Below are 15,668 nucleotides of genomic sequence, written 5' to 3'. Positions count from 1 at the left end.
GGTTTCCGCCTGAATTTCGGTCAGCCCCGGGTGTGTCCGGGCTGACGCAGGACCAGGGATCTCACCGTCACCCCGCGAGATGTGGCCCTGACACCGGTTCCAGCACCGCCGCGCGCACGAGGTTGAGCACCTCGTATCGGGGTCCGGCGCGGCGGATCAGTCCGCGCACGCTCAACGCGCGCGCGACCCGTTCACACTCGTCGTCACCGCGATCAGCCATGCGCACCAACGCGTCCCGCTCCTCGACGTCCAATGTGGACAGCGAGAGCCGCAGCGAGTCGCGCAGGTGGGCCGACGTCGGGTCGAGCGGGTTCGTCCGCAGCCGCTCCAGCAGGTGCTGCGGCGAGTAGACCATGAACCACCCGGCGGCGAACTCCAGCGCCGACGGCAGCCCGTCGAGCTCGCGCACCAGGCCCATCAGCGCGGCCTGGTTCCCGTCCTCCTGGCGGAACCCCGGTCGCACGCGGCGCACGTTCGTCACGAGCAGCCGCACCGCCGCCTCATCGCCCAGCGGCGCCAACGGGAACACGTGCTCGCCCGGAATCCCGGTCGGCGCGAGCGCGGTGACGACGACGCGCAGCCTCGGGTGCCGCATCAGCAGCCCGGCGTCCGGGACGTGGTCGGTGACGAGGACCGTGTCCTGGTGGTCGTCGATCGCCGGCGTGCGCGTGGACGGCAGCCACGCCACCGACCAGCCGAGCCGGAAGTGGAGCTCCCCCGCCACCTCCAGCGCGAGCCGCGTCTTGCCGACCCCGCTGACGCCGGTGATCGTGACCAGCCGCCGTCCGTCGACGAACAGACCGGTCAGCGCGGCCGTCTCCGCCTCGCGGCCCACGATCGCCGACGACGGCGCGGGCGGCGGCACCGACACCGGCCCGGCCGGTCGTCCCCCGGCCTCCTGCAGGTTCGCGCGGCTGTCGTCGTCCAGCCGGAGCCCGTCCGCGAGCAGCCGGACCGTCTCGGCGCGCGGCGACCTCGTCCGGCCGCACTCCAGGTCGCGGATGGCCCGCACGCTCACCATCGCGAAGTCGGCCAGCTGCTGCTGCGTCAGACCGACGCGAATCCTGTGCGTGCGCAGCAGTTCGCCAAAGTCCCTCATGCCCGCCCACCCCTCAGCACCCTGACCACAAGCCCGCGGGGCGACGACACAGCCCTGCGCGTGCGCAGCAGTTCGCCAAAGTCCCTCATGCCCGCACCTCTCTCTGGTCCCTAACCACAGATCGATCAAGCGGCCCCGAGATACAGCGCGTGCACAGTTCTCCGACTCCCTCATGCCCGTTCCCCTCTCCGAGCCTGAGTCTCGGGCCGGAGCGGTCTCGGAACATGGGGGGCGATCCCCCATATTCACGTTCGCGGCAAATCTGGGGGCCTGGCCCCTATGTGTTCCGTACGCGCGCGTGCGAGGTTCTGCCGGTGACCTCCGCGGCTGAGACCACGACAGGCGAGAGCTGGACTGCGGCTTTCGCCCACGCGCTGCGCCCGCTGATCGACGCCGCCCGGCTGGAGGTCGCGCCGCCGTTCGACGCCGCGTTCGCCGAGCAGCTCGGCCGCCGCCTGGTCGCGATCGCGGCTCGCACGCTGGTGCTGGAGCTGCACAACGCGCGGGGCACGCTGGCCGGCGACACGGGTGCCGAGCGGTTCACGTCGTTCACCCGGAACCTGGACCTGGAGGCGTTGTTCGCGCGCTACCCGGTGCTGGCCCGGTTGCTCGCGCAGGCCTGTGAGCAGGCGGTTTCCGCGCACCACGAGCTGTCGTCGCGCTTCACCCGCGACCGCGCCGAGATCGTGCGGGCGATCTTCGGCGGGGTCGATCCGGGTGCGCTGGTGGCCATCGAGACGGGTCAGGGCGATCCGCACCAGCAGGGCCGGACGGTCGCGGTGCTGACGTTCGACTCCGGGGAGCGGCTGATCTACCGGCCGCGTCCGGTCGGGCTGCACCGGCACTTCGTCGCTCAGCTCGCCTGGTTTTCCACGCGGACTGGAATCGCGTTCCGGTCGCCGCGGCTGGTGGTGCGCGACGGCTACGGGTGGCTGGAGTTCGTCAGTCACGAGCCGTGCGCGGACGTCGCCGGGGTCGCCGAGTTCTACCGGCGGCTGGGGGCGTTGCTGGCGCTGCTCTACGCGATCGACGGCACCGACATGCACTACGAGAACCTGATCGCCTGCGGTGACCAGCCGGTGCTCGTCGACGTGGAGACGCTGTTCCACCCGACGCCCGCGCTGTCCGACGACCCGGCTGCCCTCGCTCTCGCGCGGTCCGTGCATCGGACCGCACTGCTCCCCCACGTGCTGTTGGGTGACAACGGCGTCGCGGACGTGTCCGGGGTCGGCGGTGATCACGGCGTGCCGTCCCCGTTGGACGTCGTCGACTGGGCCGACGCCGGAACGGACCGGATGCGGCTCGTGCGGCGTCCCCGTGAGTCACGAGGGGCCTTCAACCGGCCGTTGCTGGGCGGTGTGCCCGCCGAGCCCGCCGACTACCAGGACTCGCTGCTGGCGGGGTTCCGCGCGGGCTACGACGCGATCGTGGCGCACCGGTCCGAACTGCTGCGATTGGTCCGTGCGTGTGCCGACGACGAGGTGCGGTTCGTTCCGCGTGCGACCCGTCAGTACGCCGTGTTGTTGGACGAATCCACGCATCCGAGCGTTCTCATCGACGCGATGGACCGCGACCTGGCGTTCGGCGTGCTGATCGTCGACGACCCGTTGCTCGACCGGCTGGTGCCCTTCGAGGTGGCCGACCTGTGGCGTGGTGACGTGCCGCTGTTCACGTGCCGGCCGGGGTCGCGCGACCTGTGGACCACGTCCGGGCTCCGGCTGCCGGGGATGCTGCCGGAGCCCGGGCTGGACGTCGTCGAACGCAAGATCGCGGCGATGAGCGAGGTGGACCGGCACGACCAGCAGTGGGTGATCGCGGCCGCGCTGGCCTCCCGTCCACGGCCGGTGTCGCACAAGAGCGGGTCTTCGTTGCCCGGTCATGTCGCCGCGGTGGACCCGGATCCGGCACGGCTGCTGGTGGCGGCGTGCGGGATCGCGGACCAGATCCTCGCGCACGCCGTGACGGGCCAGAACCGGGTGAACTGGCTGGGGCTGGAGCTGATCGACGACCGGCACTGGACCGTCCACCCGCTCGGTGCCGGTTTGTCCAACGGCTACACGGGTGTCGCGCTGTTCCTGGCCGAGCTGGGGGCGTTGACCGGTGCCGCCCGGTACGTCGACTTCGCGCGCGACGCCGTCCGTCCGCTGCCCGGGCTGCTGGAGATGTTCGGTTCCGAGGCCGAGCTGGTCGCGGCGGCCGGCGGCGGGTTCCACGGCCTGGGCGGGATTTGCTACGCGCTGGCACGCCTGACCCCGTTGCTCGGCCTCGATCCCGATCTGCTCACCACCGCGGTGTCGTTGATGCCTCGGGAGGACACGTCGTTCAGCGTGGTGGACGGTGTCGCCGGCTCGCTCGCCGCGATGATCGCCGTCGGCACCCCGGAGTCTCTGAGACTGGCGGACCACTACGCGGCGCTGCTACGTGGGGCGATTTGTTCTGCCAATGGATTCGCCCGCGGCCATGCGGGAATCGGATGGGCACTTCGGCGTTACGCGGCAACGGTCGCGAACGAGTCTTCTAGTGTGGCCGAGTCCTACTCCGTGGCGGCAGACTCCTGCTTCGAGACAGACGCGATAGACCCGACCGACGCCGGCTGGTGCTCGGGCGTGTCCGGTGCGGCCCTGGCGCGCGCGGACGAACGCCTGGGTTCGGTGCTGGCGTCCCGGGAACCGTTGCGGGACATGAGCCTCTGCCACGGCGAACTGGGCGTGATCGAAGCCCTGTCGGCCTACCACCCAGCCGCGGCGACCCGTCGCACGGCCCTGCTGCTGGGAGCACTGGACGAACACGGCGCCCGCTGCGCCACCCCGGGCGGCGTTCCGTCACCGGGGCTGCTCACGGGCCTGGCCGGCATCGGTCACGGCCTGCTTCGCCAAGGGTTTCCCGTGCCGTCCGTGCTGTTGCTCGAACCGTGAGAACAACAGATGAGGAGAGCGTCTGATGAACGAGTCCCTGCACCGCCCGACCGCCCTGCCCGAGCCGGTCGAGAGCGTGATCGGGGAGATGGAGCTGGCCCCTAGGTCGCTGGTCGGCGCCCGCGCACGCGCGCTGGCCGGGCTGACGCTCGCGGTGAGCGCGTTCGCCTCCATCACACCCACGTTGTCGGACCCGACCGTCAGCGTGCAGTGAGAACTCAAGCCGGATGAGGGGCCGCCCCGCGCGGGGCGGCCCTTCTCGTTGATCGCGGAAAGATCCTTTCCTGGTCACCCCGCGCTGTCCCGGCGAATACGCCTGAGCAGCCGATACGAACGACGTCACCCTGCCGTTAAGGTCCTGCCATGCAGACCCGAGCCCCCCACGTGGTCGGCCGCGATCGAGAGGTCACGGCCCTCGCGGGGGCACTCGGACGCACCCGGACGGGGCAGGGCGGAGCGATCTTCCTGACCGGCGAGGCCGGGATCGGCAAGTCGCGGCTGGCCCGGTACGCGGCGGGGCAGGCGTACGGCGAGGGCATCCGGGTGCTGAAGGGGCGCGGCACGACGATCGGGCCGATGGTGCCGTTCCGCCCGATCGCGGAGGCCTTGCTCGCGCTGTTCCGCGGCGAGCCGCCGGACGACTCCGCGCTCGGGCCGTACAAGCCGGTGCTGGGCACGCTGATCCCGGAGTGGCACGACCACCAGTCCACGACCGAATCCGTCGTGGTCCTGGCAGAAGCCGTGCTGAGGCTGCTCGCCTCGGTCGCTCGCACCACCCCGTGCCTGCTGGTCCTCGAAGATCTGCACGACGCCGACGCCGAGACGCTCGCGGTGATCGAGTACCTGGCGGACAACCTGGAGGACCAGCCCGTCCTGCTGCTCGCCACGAGCCGCAACGAGCCGGGCAACGCCCTGGAGCTGATCCACCGGATCGTGCAGCGGGGCGCGGCCACGGCGCTCGAACTGCGCAGGCTGACCCAGGCCGAGGTCGAGCGGATGACGGCCGCCTGCCTGGAGAGCGAGCAGATCCCGGGCGAGCTGTCCGATCGCTTGTGGACGGACAGCGCCGGGAACCCGTTCGTCATCGAGGAACTGTTGCACGGCATGGTGAGCAGCGGCCTGCTGGTGGCGGGCGCCGACGGCTGGCAGGTGCTGGGCGAGCTGAAGCTGCCGGTGCCGGCCGCGTTCGTGCGCAGCGTCGCGCACCGCACCGACCGCCTGGGGCCGCAGGGACGCGAGGTGCTGTCGATCGCGGCCGTGCTGGGCCACCGGTTCCCGCTGTCCGTGGTGCAACGGGTGACCGGCACCGACGACCGCCATCTCCTCAGCCATCTGCACGCGGGGGTGGCCGCCCAGCTCGTGACGCCCGACGAGCCCGCCCCCGACTGGTACGCCTTCCGGCACCCCCTGACCGCGGAGGCGTTGCTGGCGCAGCTGGCCCCCAACGAACGCGCGGACCTGTCCAGGCGCACGGCCGACGCGATCGAGCACCTGCACCCCGGGCTGACCGGCGACTGGTGCCCGCTCGTCGCGAAGCTCAGGTTCGACGCCGGAGCGCCGGACGAGGCCGGGCTGTTGTTCGCCGAGGCGGGACGGAGAGCGCTCTCCTCGGGCGCGGCCGGGTCCGCGGTCACGTTGCTGGACCGCGCGCAACGGCTGCTCACCGGCGAGCCGCGAGCCGGGGTGCTGGACACGCTGCTCCCGGCGCTCGCGGAGACCGGCGAGTTCGAGCGCGCCTTCGAGTTCGAGAAGGACGTGGCGGAGCTCAAGGACGGGCCGGGCAAGGCGAAGCTCCACACGCGACTCGCCCGGATCGCCCACCAGGCCGGGCGGTTCCCGTTCGGGGTGGAGCAGGTGCGCATCGCCCGCGCGCTGCTCGGACCGGACGCGCCGGACGAGCTGACCGCGCAGCTGGACGTCACCTCGGCTTATCTGTCGCTGATCAGCCCGAGTGCCGACCGGGTCGAGTCGGCGGCGAGCCTCGCGCGGCAGGCGGCGGAGGCGGCGGCACGGGCGGAGCTGCCCGCCGTCGCGTGCGAGGCGTGGCAGCTGCTCGGCGTCATCGCGCGCGAGCAGGATCTCGACGAGGCCAACAGGTGTTTCGACCGGGCGCTCGCCCTCGCGGACGCGCACCAGATGCCGATCCAGCACATCTACGCGCTGGTTCGCCTGGCGGGCAACGACTGGCTCGCCGACGGCAGCACCACCACCCTCGACCGCGCGCACAGCGAGGCGTGCCGGACGGGTGCGATCACGGTGTCGTACAGCGTGAAGGCCATCCTGGCGCTGCAGCTCGTGCTGGCGGGCGAGTACGACGAAGCCGCCGTCCAGGTCGAGACCTGCCTGGCAGCGACCGGGCGGCTGCGGTTCCACTCGCTCACCCGCTACCTGCTGATGGTCAAGGCGACGCTCGCGGCGCATCGCGGCCACCGGCCCGAGACCGACGAGGCCGTCGCGATGTTCGACGCGGTGGCGAAGAGCGGCGCACAGGAAGTGCCGCTCTGCTACGGACTCGCGCGCGCGTTCTGCGCCCTGCTCGAAGAGAACCACGTGCTGGCGATGCAGGAGCTCGACCTCGCCGAGGCCGAGGAGTCGAAGAACCCCACGCCGTTCCACCTCTCCGGCTCGCACGGCCTGCGCGTGCTGCTCGCGGTGCTGGACGGCCGCTGCGGCTGGTCCGACTACGACGTGCTGGTGAAGTCGAGTGCCGCCGGCATGCGCTGGAACCGCCAGTTCGCCGACCTGGCGCACGCGGTGCTGCTGGGCCGCGACGGCAAGCACGCCGAGGCGCGCCAGGCGTTCGAGAGCGCCCAGGAGGCCGCCGCCCTCTACCCGATGGCACGGCACCTCGGACTGCGGCTGGTCGCGCCGGAAGCCTCGGACTGGGGCGATCCGGTGACGTGGCTGCGGTCCGCAGAGGAGCACTTCCACCAGGCGGGGATCCCGGCGGTGGCGTCGGCGTGCCGGGGGCTGCTGCGGCAGTCGGGCGCGTCGGTGCAGCAACGCCGCAGCGGCACGGACCAGGTGCCGAAACAGCTGCGCGGGCACGGCGTGACGGTCCGCGAGTTCGAGGTGTTCGTGCTGCTGGCCGACCGGATGGGCAACAAGGCGATCGGCACCCGCCTGCACATCTCGCCGCGCACGGTCGAGAAGCACGTCGCCTCGCTGATCGCGAAGACGGGTCAGCCGGACCGCGAGTCCCTCTCGGCGTACGCGGCGGCGCTGAGCCGCTGACGTTCGCGCTTCAGCCGTGCCTCGTGCTGATGCCGCTTGCCGTTCGCCAAGTCGGTGCGGGCCGCGCGTTCCACGTCGCGGAACACGTCGTAGTAGGTGTCGTCGTACTGCTCGACGATCTCGAACGTCCACCGCCCCGGCAGCACGTTCCGGCCGAGCAGCTCGCGTTGCACCCGGTCCGCGTGCTCGTGGTGGCCAGCCTGCCGGAGCAGCGCGATCGCCTCGTCGAGCGTGAAATCCGCCGAGCCGGTCAGCTGGTGGAACGAGTAGAGGTGGCCGCGGGCGCGTTCGGTCGTCTCCAGGGCCTTGCTGAGCATGCCGAGTGCCCGGATCGTGAGGTCGTCGTCCATGCCACGCGGCATACCCGCCCACGCCCGAGTCCTACCGCCAGTGCGACGGATACCGCTCGTCGTCCATGCCACCCGCGATACCAGCCGCGTGTTTGCCTTCAGTCCTGCCGGGTAGCCGATCCCGCACCACCTCGTGCACCTCGGCGTGATCGGACTGGGAGCCGCGCTTGGCAAACGTGCCGCACTGCGCTGACACCGTTGGCGTGGAAGAAGAATTCCTGCTCGTCGACACGGCATCCGGGCGTACCTCGGTGCGCGCGGACGCCGTGCTGGCGCGTCTTCAGGACACGGATCTGACCAAGTTCCACGCCGAGCTCGCGGCCACCCAGGTAGAGGCCGCGTCCGGTCCGTGCACCACGGTCGCCGAGCTCGGCCAAGCACTCCAGCAAGCCCGCGCCACGCTCGCGAAAGCGGCCGAGGAGATCGGCGTCGGGCTGGTTTCCCGCGGCACACCGGCAAAGCCCTCGTTGCAGCCGATCGTGCGTCTCACCAATCCCCGTTTCCACCGGATTCTCGACGCCTACGCCGGTGTCGTCGAGCACTACGAAGCCTGTGGATGTCACGTCCACGTCGGCGTTCCGGACCGTGAAACGGGCGTGCGCATCCTCAACCACCTCCGGCCGTGGCTGCCCACACTTCTCGCCTTGTCGGCGAACTCCCCGGACAACGGTTACGCGAGCTGGCGAATGGTCGAGCAGTCGAGGTTTCCCGGCTCCGGAGTGCCGCCTACCTTCACCAGCGTCGCCGACTACGACGCCCACGTGGCCCGGATGGTCGCGAGCGGCACACTCGTCGATCGCACCCAGTCGTTCTGGCTGGCCCGTTTGTCCTCGAAATGGCCGACGGTGGAGTTCCGCGCGGCCGATGCGGCGGCGACCGTGGAGGACGCGATGCTGCAGGCCGCCCTGTCGCGCGCACTCGTCCACACAGCGGCTCTCGACGACGAACCACGCCCGGTGCGGGACGACGTGTGCGCAGCGGCCGTCTGGGCGGCATCCAGGTACGGCCTGGACGGCGCCGCGGTCGATCCGTGGCGGGAGTGCCGGGTGCCCGCGACGGCGATGCTCGACAGGCTGCTGGAACACGTCACGCCGGCGTTGTCCGAACGGGGCGAGCTCGCGCTGGTGCATGACCTGGTCGGCCAGCGGGTATGACACCGGGGTGAAGCTTCCCTCACCCCGCGGGCCACTGTCCGAAACGGTCGTCGCCGCCCTGAGCGGTGACCCGGACGGCCGCACGATCCCGTTCGCCGCCGCCGACCCGTACGGCGAGGACCTCACCATCGCCCTGTACACGATGTACGAGCTGCACTACGGCGGCTTCGACGGCGTGCACCCGGCCTGGGAATGGGATCCGGCGCTGCTCAAGTTGCGCGCCCAGACCGAGATCGCCTTCCTCGCCGCGCTGCGGTCCGATGTGGACGGTGGAGACGACCTCGAAGAAGCGCTGGACGCCTTGCTGGTCGAGCACGTCCCCGGCAGCGGCGTGTCGCACCACCTGCGGGACAACGGAACCTGGGACCAGATGCGCGAGTACTTCGCGCATCGCTCGGTCTACCACCACAAGGAAGCCGACCCGCACGCGTGGGTGATCCCGAGGCTTCGTGGCCAGGCGAAAGCGGCGCTGGTCGCGGTGGAGTTCGACGAGTTCGGCGGCGGCCGGGCCGACCGGATGCACTCGCGGCTGTACGCGGATCTGTTGCAGGGCGCCGGAATGTCGCCGGACTACCTGCACTACCTGGACGACGTGCCCGCGCCGGCCATCGCGATCGTCAACATGATGTCGCTGTTCGGCCTGCACAGGTCGTTGCGCGGCGCCCTGGTCGGTCACTTCGCCGCCGCGGAGATCACCACGGCCCCGAGCGCCCAGCGCATCGCCCAGGCCCTCGAACGCCTGCACGCCGACCCGAGGTGCGTCGAGTTCTTCACCGAGCACATCGAGGCCGACGCCGTGCACGAGCAGATCATGCGCCGAGACGTCATCGGCTCACTGCTGGAGCAGGAACCCGAGCTCCGCGCGGACGTGGTGTTCGGCGTCCAGGCCACCGAACTGCTCGAAGCCCGCCTGGCCGATCACCTGCTGTCGTCCTGGGCGGAAGGCGAGTCGTCGCTGCGCACCCGCTTGCGGTGGCTGGTGTCGCAGAACGGATAGCGCTTGCTGCGGCGGCAGGCGCACACCGCGACCACGAACCGGCCGCTGGTGTGCGTCACGCCGTCCTCGGTGACGAGCTCGACCGGCCCCTCGACGAGCACCGGCCCGTTCGGCACCACCGTCACCCTGCGTTCATCCCTGCCGCGTTCATGCCTGCTGGGCGCGTTCTGGCCGGTCACCGCGAATCACCACCAGTTCCTCGTGCCGCTGGCCGATCTCGATCAGCCCGGTCCGCTCCAGAAACCCGATCCGGCCGTTCATGACCGGCCCGAACGGCACCGAACGGCGTTGCACGACCGACGCCTTCAGCCCGTTGTCCCGCAGCCGCCGCAACGACGTGTCCACCCCGCACAGTGCTGAATGGACCATCAGCAGCACCCCTCCCGGCACCAGCAGGTCGAACATACTGGCGCACAACGGGTCCAGCAGCTGACGGCCGTCCAGTCCCGCGTCCCACGCCCGCGCCGCCCCGCGAGCACACGGCCCGGCCGCAGGCACGTACGGCGGGTTCGCGAGCACCAGGTCGAACCGCTCGTCCGCGATGACCTCCAGAGCGTTTCCGAGCCGCACCCGCAACGGCAACCGCCGCAGAGCCGCGTTGACCCGCGCGGTCCACACCGCGCGCCGGGAAACGTCCACGCCGGTCACTTCGGCGGCACCGGCCCGGATCGCCGCGATGGCGAGCGCTCCCGTGCCGGTGCCGATGTCCAGAACCCGCGCGCCCGCCGGAACCGCGGCGGCGCGCATCGCCTCGACGAGAAGTTCCGTGTCGTCCTGAGGCGTGTACACGCCAGGAGCTCTGAGCAGCCTCACAGTCGGAGAATCCCCCGCCGGAAGACCTTGAAAACACCGCGTTTTCGTGCGGTGCGGGCGGGTGCACGAGGATGTGCAGTCCACTGTGTTCCGCCTGATCGCGAAGGCCGGACACACTCGCGCACGTTCGACCTGGTGCTCAACCGGCCGCCGGAGATCGAACCGGCGCCGCACTGGCTCGCCCTCCTGCGCGAACAGGCCCATGAGGGGAGCCGGCGCGGCCGCCGGGATTCGTGACCTGATGCCTGTCGTCACCGCGTGCGTGTCGTGACTTCAGGCTCTCCACCGATGTTCACTGCTTGAGCTTGTCGTACGCCAGGTTCAGCGCGTCCGAGGCCGCCACCGCCGTGAGCGCCGTCGACACCAGCCGAGTGAGCCGCGGTGCGAACACCAGGCCGGCCGTGAGCCCGCTCGCGATCCACACGCCGGCGCAGAACGGGCACGTGAGCAGCTCACCGATCGCATGCTGCGCCGGGTGGTCCGACCGCGCCGACTCCTTGAGCTCCGCGTGCCCCGCGGGTTCCTCGTAGCGGGTGAACGGTGCCCGCAGCGGGCTCGTCACCGCCTCCTTCGTGAGCAACCGGCTCGCCTTGTGCGTCGCCACGCCGACGAGCGCCGTGTCCCTGAACGAGAACCGCTCGGGCAGCCGGACGCCGGTGAGACGCCCGGCCACCGAGACCGCGCCCACGAGAGCCGCGTAGCTGCCGATCGCGAGGAGATAGCCGGGAAGTGGCCTGTCCTCGCCGTACGCCTGCCAGATCCGCCTCACGCGTCCGAATCCTCCGCTGAACCGGGCTCCGTCATCGTCCGCATCAGCTTCGCCTTCACCGGGTCCGGAGCGACCTTCCCGGCGATCGCCTGGACCTTGTTCTTCAGCGAGCCCGCCACCACGTGGTCGTCGCCCTTCATCAGCGCGTCGAAGCCCTGCTGGGCCACCTGCGCCGGGTCGTCCTTCTCCCCCGTGGCCACCTTCGTGTCCTGCATGCCCGCGCGGTCGAAGAACTCGGTGTCCGTCGGCCCGGGCATCAGCGTCGTCACCGAAACGCCGGTGTCGCGCAGCTCTTCGCGCAACCCCTGCGCGAACGACGCCAGGAACGCCTTCGAGGCCGCGTAGACCGAGTGGAACGGGCCCGGCGCGGTCGCCGCGATGGACGACGTGAAGAGCACCTTGCCCTCCTTGCGGTCCACCATGTCGCTGATCAGCCGGTGCGCGAGATGAACAGAGGACCGGACGTTCAGGTCCACGATCTCCAGGTTGTCGCCGAGCGAGGTGTCGCGCACGAAGTCTCCGCCGACGCCGACGCCCGCGTTCACGGCGAGCACATCGACGGGACGTCCCATCGCGCGCACACGGGATACCAGCAACTCCACGCCCTCGTACGCACGGAGGTCCACGCGCACCGGTTCCACGTGCACACCACCGGTGCGCAGGTTCAGCTGCGCGGCCGTCTCGTCAATCCTTTCGTCCTCAGCCGCGACGACGACGTCGAAGCCGTTGTCCGCGAGCACTTTCGCCAGCTCGTACCCGATTCCGCTGGAAGCACCGGTCACCACGGCAAGCGCATTCACAGGTCTTCTCCTTCCGGTCAACACCCGGATACCCGTGGCCACCAGGTCGATGCGACATCGGCCGAAAGTCCGATGCAACCTCCTGGGCGTGTGCGGTGTCCTTATCGGTAGGTTGGTCAAAACGACATGGGGGACGTTCGTGCGCAAAATTCTTCTCGCGCCGCTGTGCGCGCTGATCACGGTTGCCGTGGCGGCGTGCAGTCCGTCAGGTCCGGACCAGACCAATCCGGAGCTGGCACCGCGCGGCACGACGATGACCAAGGTCAAGCCCGAGAAGAAGGACCTGACGACCAAGCTGAGCCTGTCCGGCAAGGTCGAGATGAACCCGACGTTCGGCCTCACCGCGCCGGTCGCGGGCCAGGTGCGGTACTTCGACCTGCAGACGCCCAGCGGCACGCCGACGAAGCCCACCAGGGTCGCGACGGTGTGGAAGGACGGGGCGCCGAACTACGTCGAGATCCCCGCCGGTGCCACGTTCGGCGGCAGGCTGGTGGACGACAAGGCGACCGTGACCGAGGGCATGCCGATCGCGTCGGCCAAGCACGTCGGGTACGCGATCGTCGGCGACATCGACGGCGCGCAGGCGTACAAGATCAGCGGCGCGCTGACGGACGTGACCGTGCAGATCAAGAACGGTCCGGGCCCGTTCCCGTGCACCGTGCTCGGCACGATCGCCGCGCTGCCGCAGGGCACCATCCCGGAGAAGCCCGCGCAGACGCCGGATCCCAAGAACCCGCCGAAGCAGCCCGAGCAGCCGAAGCAACCGGAACAGCCGCAGCAGCCGAGCTCGTCGACCGGTCTGCGGATCGTGTGCACCGCGCCCGCGGACGTGCAGATGATCAACGGTGCCACCGCGTCGATCGAGGTCACGACCGGGAAGTCCGCGCAGGCGCTGGTGGTTCCGGTCGAGGCGGTGGCCGGTGCGCAGGGCAAGGGCAAGGTCGACGTCATGCAGCCCGACGGCTCGCGCAAGACCGTCGACGTCACGCTCGGCCTCACCGACGGCAAGGTCGTCGAGGTCAAGTCGGGGCTCACCGGTGACGAGGAGCTCGCGGTGCCGGGCCCGAACCTGCCGGAAGGCCAGCAGCAGGGCGGCGACCAGCAGAAGCCGACGGGACCGTGATGACCCAGCCCCAGGCGCAAATGCCACTGCTTCAGCTCAACGGCATCACGAAAGTCCTGAAGGGCCAGGAGGAACCGCGCACGATCCTGTCCGGTGTGGACCTCACCGTCCATCCTGGCCAGAGCGTGGCGATCCTCGGCCGCTCGGGTTCCGGCAAGTCGACGCTGCTGTCGTTGATCGGGTTGTTCGACCGCGCCGACGAGGGCCAGTACTTCCTGCACGGCAACGACATCACCAAGCTCCCCGAGCGCCGGGCCGCGGCGTTGCGCAGCGCCGAGTTCGGGTTCGTGTTCCAGCGCTTCTTCCTGCTCAAGCACCTCACCGCGGCGCAGAACGTGGCGATGGCACTGGTGAACGGCCAGGGCTGGTCCGCGCGCCGCAAGCGCAAGCAGCAGGTCATGGAGGCGCTGGAGACCGTCGGCATCGCGCACCTCGCGAAGTCCAAGCCCTCCAGGCTCTCCGGTGGTGAACAGCAGCGCGTCGCGATCGCCCGCGCGCTGGTCCGGCAGCCGCGGGTGATCCTCGCCGACGAACCGACGGGCGCGCTCGACACCGAGACCGGCAACCTCGTCGTCGAGGTGTTGCTCAACACGACCAGGCAGGGCTGCGGCCTCGTGCTGGTCACGCACGACCACGACCACGCGCGCAAGATGGGCCGCGTGCTGGAGCTGCGCGACGGGCGGTTCAACTGATGTTCTCCGGCAAGCTGCGGTCCGCCCTGGTCATCGGCGGACAGGGCATCCGCGCCCGCAAGCTGCGCACGTTCCTGTCGATGGTCTCGCTGTTCCTCGGTGTGCTCGCGGTCGTCGCGGTGCAGGCGGGTTCGGAGATCGCCGAACGCGCGATGCTCACCGACGTCGAGCTCCAGGCCGGTAAAGACGGCACGCTGATGGGCTACATCCCCGGCGAGAAGGGCGCGTCGGGAATCGTCGAGACGATGCTGAAGGGCCGTTCCGACGCCGTCGCGATGATCAGCTCGCAGGCGATCATCGGCGAGCCGGGCGTGCGGCCGATCAACGAGGGCGGCATGCCGTTCGAGTACGTCGGCCGGGGCGGCGACTACTACGGCCCGCAGATGATCTGCGACGCCAGTGGCAAGTGCACCGAGCAGAAGGAGCAGGAGAAGAAGCCCGCCGGCCAGGCGATCGAGGTCAGCACGGTCGCGCTGACCGGTGACATCCGCCAGTTCAAGCCGTTCCGCCCGGTCTCCGGCAACTGGCTCGACTTCACCTCCGCCCCGTCGCTCGCGCCGCGCATCGTGCTGAACGAGGAAGCGGCCAAGGGCCTCAAGCAGTACCGCATCCCCGGCGAGATGACGATCGAGGGCGCCACCCACCACCTGACGCCGCAGATCATCGGCGTGGTGCAGGACGGCAACTCGCAGCCGCGCATCTATCTGCGGCTCGACGAGCTGCGCACCTGGATGCCCGCCGCGGCGGAAACCACCGACGTCAACAGGTTCCGCGGCGGCGGCACGCAACTGGAGGTCTACCTGCAGCCGGGTTCGGAAGACCTGCAGCAGCTGATGAAGGCGAAGCTCGTCGGTGCCGGGGTGGACCAGAACCAGCTGCACTTCAACACGGTGAACTCCAAGGAGCGCATGCAGTCCGAGCTGAAGATCATGCGGTTGATCTTTCTCGGCATGGCGTTCCTGGTGCTGCTGATCGGTGTCGCGGGCATCCTGAACGTCGGTCTCGCCACGGTCGGCGAGCGCGTCGAGGAGTTCGCGCTGCGCCGTGCGGTGGGCATGTCCCGGATGCTGCTCGCGGGCATCGTGCTGGCCGAGACACTGCTGACGGGTCTGCTGACCGCGGCGCTGGCGATCGGCGCGGGCGCGGCCGGTCTGCAGATCGCGCTGGCGATGTTCGGCAGCCGCTTCCCGTCGTTGCAGGGCACCGCTTTCCCGTGGGAGGCAGGTGTCGCGGGCGTGATCGCGGGTCTGGTCGCCGGTGTGCTCGGCGGGCTCATCCCGGCGATCCGGGCGGCGCGGATTCCGATCGCCACAGTCATGCGGGCCTAGTCCTTGGGCCCGTTGCCGGCGAAGCCCCGGACCGCGAGCAAGGCGGGCCGGGGCTTCGTATTTGTCGCAGTGCTTTCTAGGCCTCGTTGAACGTGTCCGGGTTCGGACCGATGCGGCCGGCGCGGTCCAGAGTGGACACCGCGGCGACCTCCTCGTCACTCAGCTCGAAGCCGAACACGTCGATGTTCTCCCGGATCCGTGAAGGCGTGACGGACTTCGGGATCACGACGTTGCCGAGCTGCAGGTGCCAGCGCAGCACGACCTGGGCCGCCGAACGGTCGTGGCGCTGAGCGATCTCCGCGATCACCGGGTCGGAGAGCAGCTCGCCACCCTGGCCGAGCGGCGACCAGGCCTCGGTCTGGATGCCGTGCTCGGCGTGGAAAGCACGCAGCTC

At 70.3% G+C, this 15,668-nt stretch carries 15 protein-coding genes; 8 read left to right on the top strand and 7 right to left on the bottom strand.

Annotated elements, in window-relative coordinates; genetic code table 11:
- Nucleotides 1-67: 67 nt before the first annotated feature.
- Nucleotides 68-1,099, bottom strand: coding sequence for a helix-turn-helix domain-containing protein (locus ABZX92_RS40720; protein WP_355570827.1), 1,032 nt, complete (start codon nt 1,097-1,099; stop codon nt 68-70).
- Nucleotides 1,100-1,413: 314 nt separating this feature from the next.
- Here ABZX92_RS40720 and ABZX92_RS40715 point away from each other — a divergent pair, with 314 nt between their 5' ends.
- The 3 genes from ABZX92_RS40715 (at nt 1,414) to ABZX92_RS40705 (ending at nt 7,248) form a co-directional block, all read left to right on the top strand.
- On the top strand, nt 1,414-4,014 hold the full coding sequence (locus tag ABZX92_RS40715; RefSeq protein ID WP_355570826.1) for a type 2 lanthipeptide synthetase LanM family protein: 2,601 nt from the start codon (nt 1,414-1,416) through the stop codon (nt 4,012-4,014).
- A gap of 25 nt (nt 4,015-4,039) precedes the next feature.
- A complete protein-coding gene (locus ABZX92_RS40710) occupies nt 4,040-4,228 on the top strand; it encodes a hypothetical protein (protein WP_355570825.1) in 189 nt (62 codons plus the stop codon).
- A gap of 149 nt (nt 4,229-4,377) precedes the next feature.
- Nucleotides 4,378-7,248: an AAA family ATPase gene (locus ABZX92_RS40705; RefSeq protein WP_355570824.1), complete on the top strand. Its 2,871-nt coding sequence runs from the start codon at nt 4,378-4,380 to the stop codon at nt 7,246-7,248.
- On the opposite strand, the gene ABZX92_RS40700 is transcribed toward ABZX92_RS40705, so the two are convergent.
- The gene (locus tag ABZX92_RS40700) at nt 7,197-7,598 is read right to left on the bottom strand and encodes a hypothetical protein (protein WP_355570823.1); all 402 of its coding nucleotides are present in this window, start codon (nt 7,596-7,598) and stop codon (nt 7,197-7,199) included. The genes ABZX92_RS40705 and ABZX92_RS40700 overlap by 52 nt on opposite strands.
- Nucleotides 7,599-7,801: 203 nt before the next feature.
- Between ABZX92_RS40700 and ABZX92_RS40695 the strand changes: the two genes are divergently transcribed.
- Both ABZX92_RS40695 and ABZX92_RS40690 read left to right on the top strand, forming a co-directional pair.
- Nucleotides 7,802-8,752 carry a YbdK family carboxylate-amine ligase gene (locus tag ABZX92_RS40695; protein ID WP_355570822.1) on the top strand — a complete coding sequence of 317 codons (951 nt, stop codon included), beginning with the start codon at nt 7,802-7,804 and terminating at the stop codon, nt 8,750-8,752.
- Complete coding sequence (locus ABZX92_RS40690; RefSeq protein ID WP_355570821.1) at nt 8,727-9,749, top strand: iron-containing redox enzyme family protein; 1,023 nt, start codon at nt 8,727-8,729, stop codon at nt 9,747-9,749. The genes ABZX92_RS40695 and ABZX92_RS40690 overlap by 26 nt, the downstream gene beginning before the upstream one ends.
- Here ABZX92_RS40690 and ABZX92_RS40685 read toward each other — a convergent pair.
- From ABZX92_RS40685 to ABZX92_RS40670, 4 genes are all read right to left on the bottom strand, one after another.
- Entirely contained in the window at nt 9,671-9,928 is a 258-nt protein-coding gene (locus tag ABZX92_RS40685) for a CDGSH iron-sulfur domain-containing protein (protein WP_355570820.1), read from the bottom strand. The two genes, ABZX92_RS40690 and ABZX92_RS40685, sit on opposite strands and share 79 nt — an antisense overlap.
- Nucleotides 9,897-10,562, bottom strand: a complete 666-nt coding sequence (locus ABZX92_RS40680) for a HemK2/MTQ2 family protein methyltransferase (RefSeq protein WP_355570819.1) — start codon at nt 10,560-10,562, stop codon at nt 9,897-9,899. The genes ABZX92_RS40685 and ABZX92_RS40680 overlap by 32 nt, the downstream gene beginning before the upstream one ends.
- A gap of 292 nt (nt 10,563-10,854) precedes the next feature.
- Nucleotides 10,855-11,331, bottom strand: coding sequence for a DUF1360 domain-containing protein (locus ABZX92_RS40675; RefSeq protein WP_355570818.1), 477 nt, complete (start codon nt 11,329-11,331; stop codon nt 10,855-10,857).
- The gene (locus ABZX92_RS40670; RefSeq protein ID WP_355570817.1) at nt 11,328-12,131 is read right to left on the bottom strand and encodes an SDR family NAD(P)-dependent oxidoreductase; all 804 of its coding nucleotides are present in this window, start codon (nt 12,129-12,131) and stop codon (nt 11,328-11,330) included. Before ABZX92_RS40670 ends, ABZX92_RS40675 begins: the two co-directional genes overlap by 4 nt.
- Before the next feature lie 139 nt (nt 12,132-12,270).
- On the opposite strand from ABZX92_RS40670, the gene ABZX92_RS40665 reads away from it, so the two are divergent.
- The 3 genes from ABZX92_RS40665 to ABZX92_RS40655 are packed head-to-tail and all read left to right on the top strand — an operon-like array spanning nt 12,271 to nt 15,274.
- Nucleotides 12,271-13,254 carry an efflux RND transporter periplasmic adaptor subunit gene (locus ABZX92_RS40665; protein ID WP_355570816.1) on the top strand — a complete coding sequence of 328 codons (984 nt, stop codon included), beginning with the start codon at nt 12,271-12,273 and terminating at the stop codon, nt 13,252-13,254.
- Nucleotides 13,254-13,946 (top strand): ABC transporter ATP-binding protein, encoded by a 693-nt coding sequence (locus ABZX92_RS40660; RefSeq protein WP_355570815.1) that lies wholly within the window; start codon nt 13,254-13,256, stop codon nt 13,944-13,946. The genes ABZX92_RS40665 and ABZX92_RS40660 overlap by 1 nt, the downstream gene beginning before the upstream one ends.
- Nucleotides 13,946-15,274: an ABC transporter permease gene (locus tag ABZX92_RS40655; protein ID WP_355570814.1), complete on the top strand. Its 1,329-nt coding sequence runs from the start codon at nt 13,946-13,948 to the stop codon at nt 15,272-15,274. Before ABZX92_RS40660 ends, ABZX92_RS40655 begins: the two co-directional genes overlap by 1 nt.
- 76 nt (nt 15,275-15,350) lie before the next feature.
- Here ABZX92_RS40655 and ABZX92_RS40650 read toward each other — a convergent pair.
- A partial coding sequence (locus ABZX92_RS40650) for an aldo/keto reductase (protein WP_355570813.1) occupies nt 15,351-15,668 on the bottom strand: 318 nt, incomplete at its 5' end.

Origin of the sequence: Lentzea sp. NPDC006480 (assembly GCF_040611995.1) — a bacterium.
Classification (GTDB): Bacteria; Actinomycetota; Actinomycetes; order Mycobacteriales; family Pseudonocardiaceae; genus Lentzea.
The sequence above is the reverse complement of the archived record's forward strand: the minus strand, read 5'-3'. Positions and strand labels throughout refer to the sequence as shown.

What these genes read in the sequence shown, in the direction of transcription:
- ABZX92_RS40705 (WP_355570824.1), top strand. Translation starts at nt 4,378, where the DNA reads ATGCAGACCCGAGCCCCCCACGTGGTCGGCCGCGATCGAGAGGTCACG.
- ABZX92_RS40710 (WP_355570825.1), top strand. Translation starts at nt 4,040, where the DNA reads ATGAACGAGTCCCTGCACCGCCCGACCGCCCTGCCCGAGCCGGTCGAG.
- ABZX92_RS40700 (WP_355570823.1), bottom strand. Translation starts at nt 7,598, where the DNA reads ATGGACGACGACCTCACGATCCGGGCACTCGGCATGCTCAGCAAGGCC.
- ABZX92_RS40720 (WP_355570827.1), bottom strand. Translation starts at nt 1,099, where the DNA reads ATGAGGGACTTTGGCGAACTGCTGCGCACGCACAGGATTCGCGTCGGT.
- ABZX92_RS40660 (WP_355570815.1), top strand. Translation starts at nt 13,254, where the DNA reads ATGACCCAGCCCCAGGCGCAAATGCCACTGCTTCAGCTCAACGGCATC.
- ABZX92_RS40690 (WP_355570821.1), top strand. Translation starts at nt 8,727, where the DNA reads ATGACCTGGTCGGCCAGCGGGTATGACACCGGGGTGAAGCTTCCCTCA.
- ABZX92_RS40655 (WP_355570814.1), top strand. Translation starts at nt 13,946, where the DNA reads ATGTTCTCCGGCAAGCTGCGGTCCGCCCTGGTCATCGGCGGACAGGGC.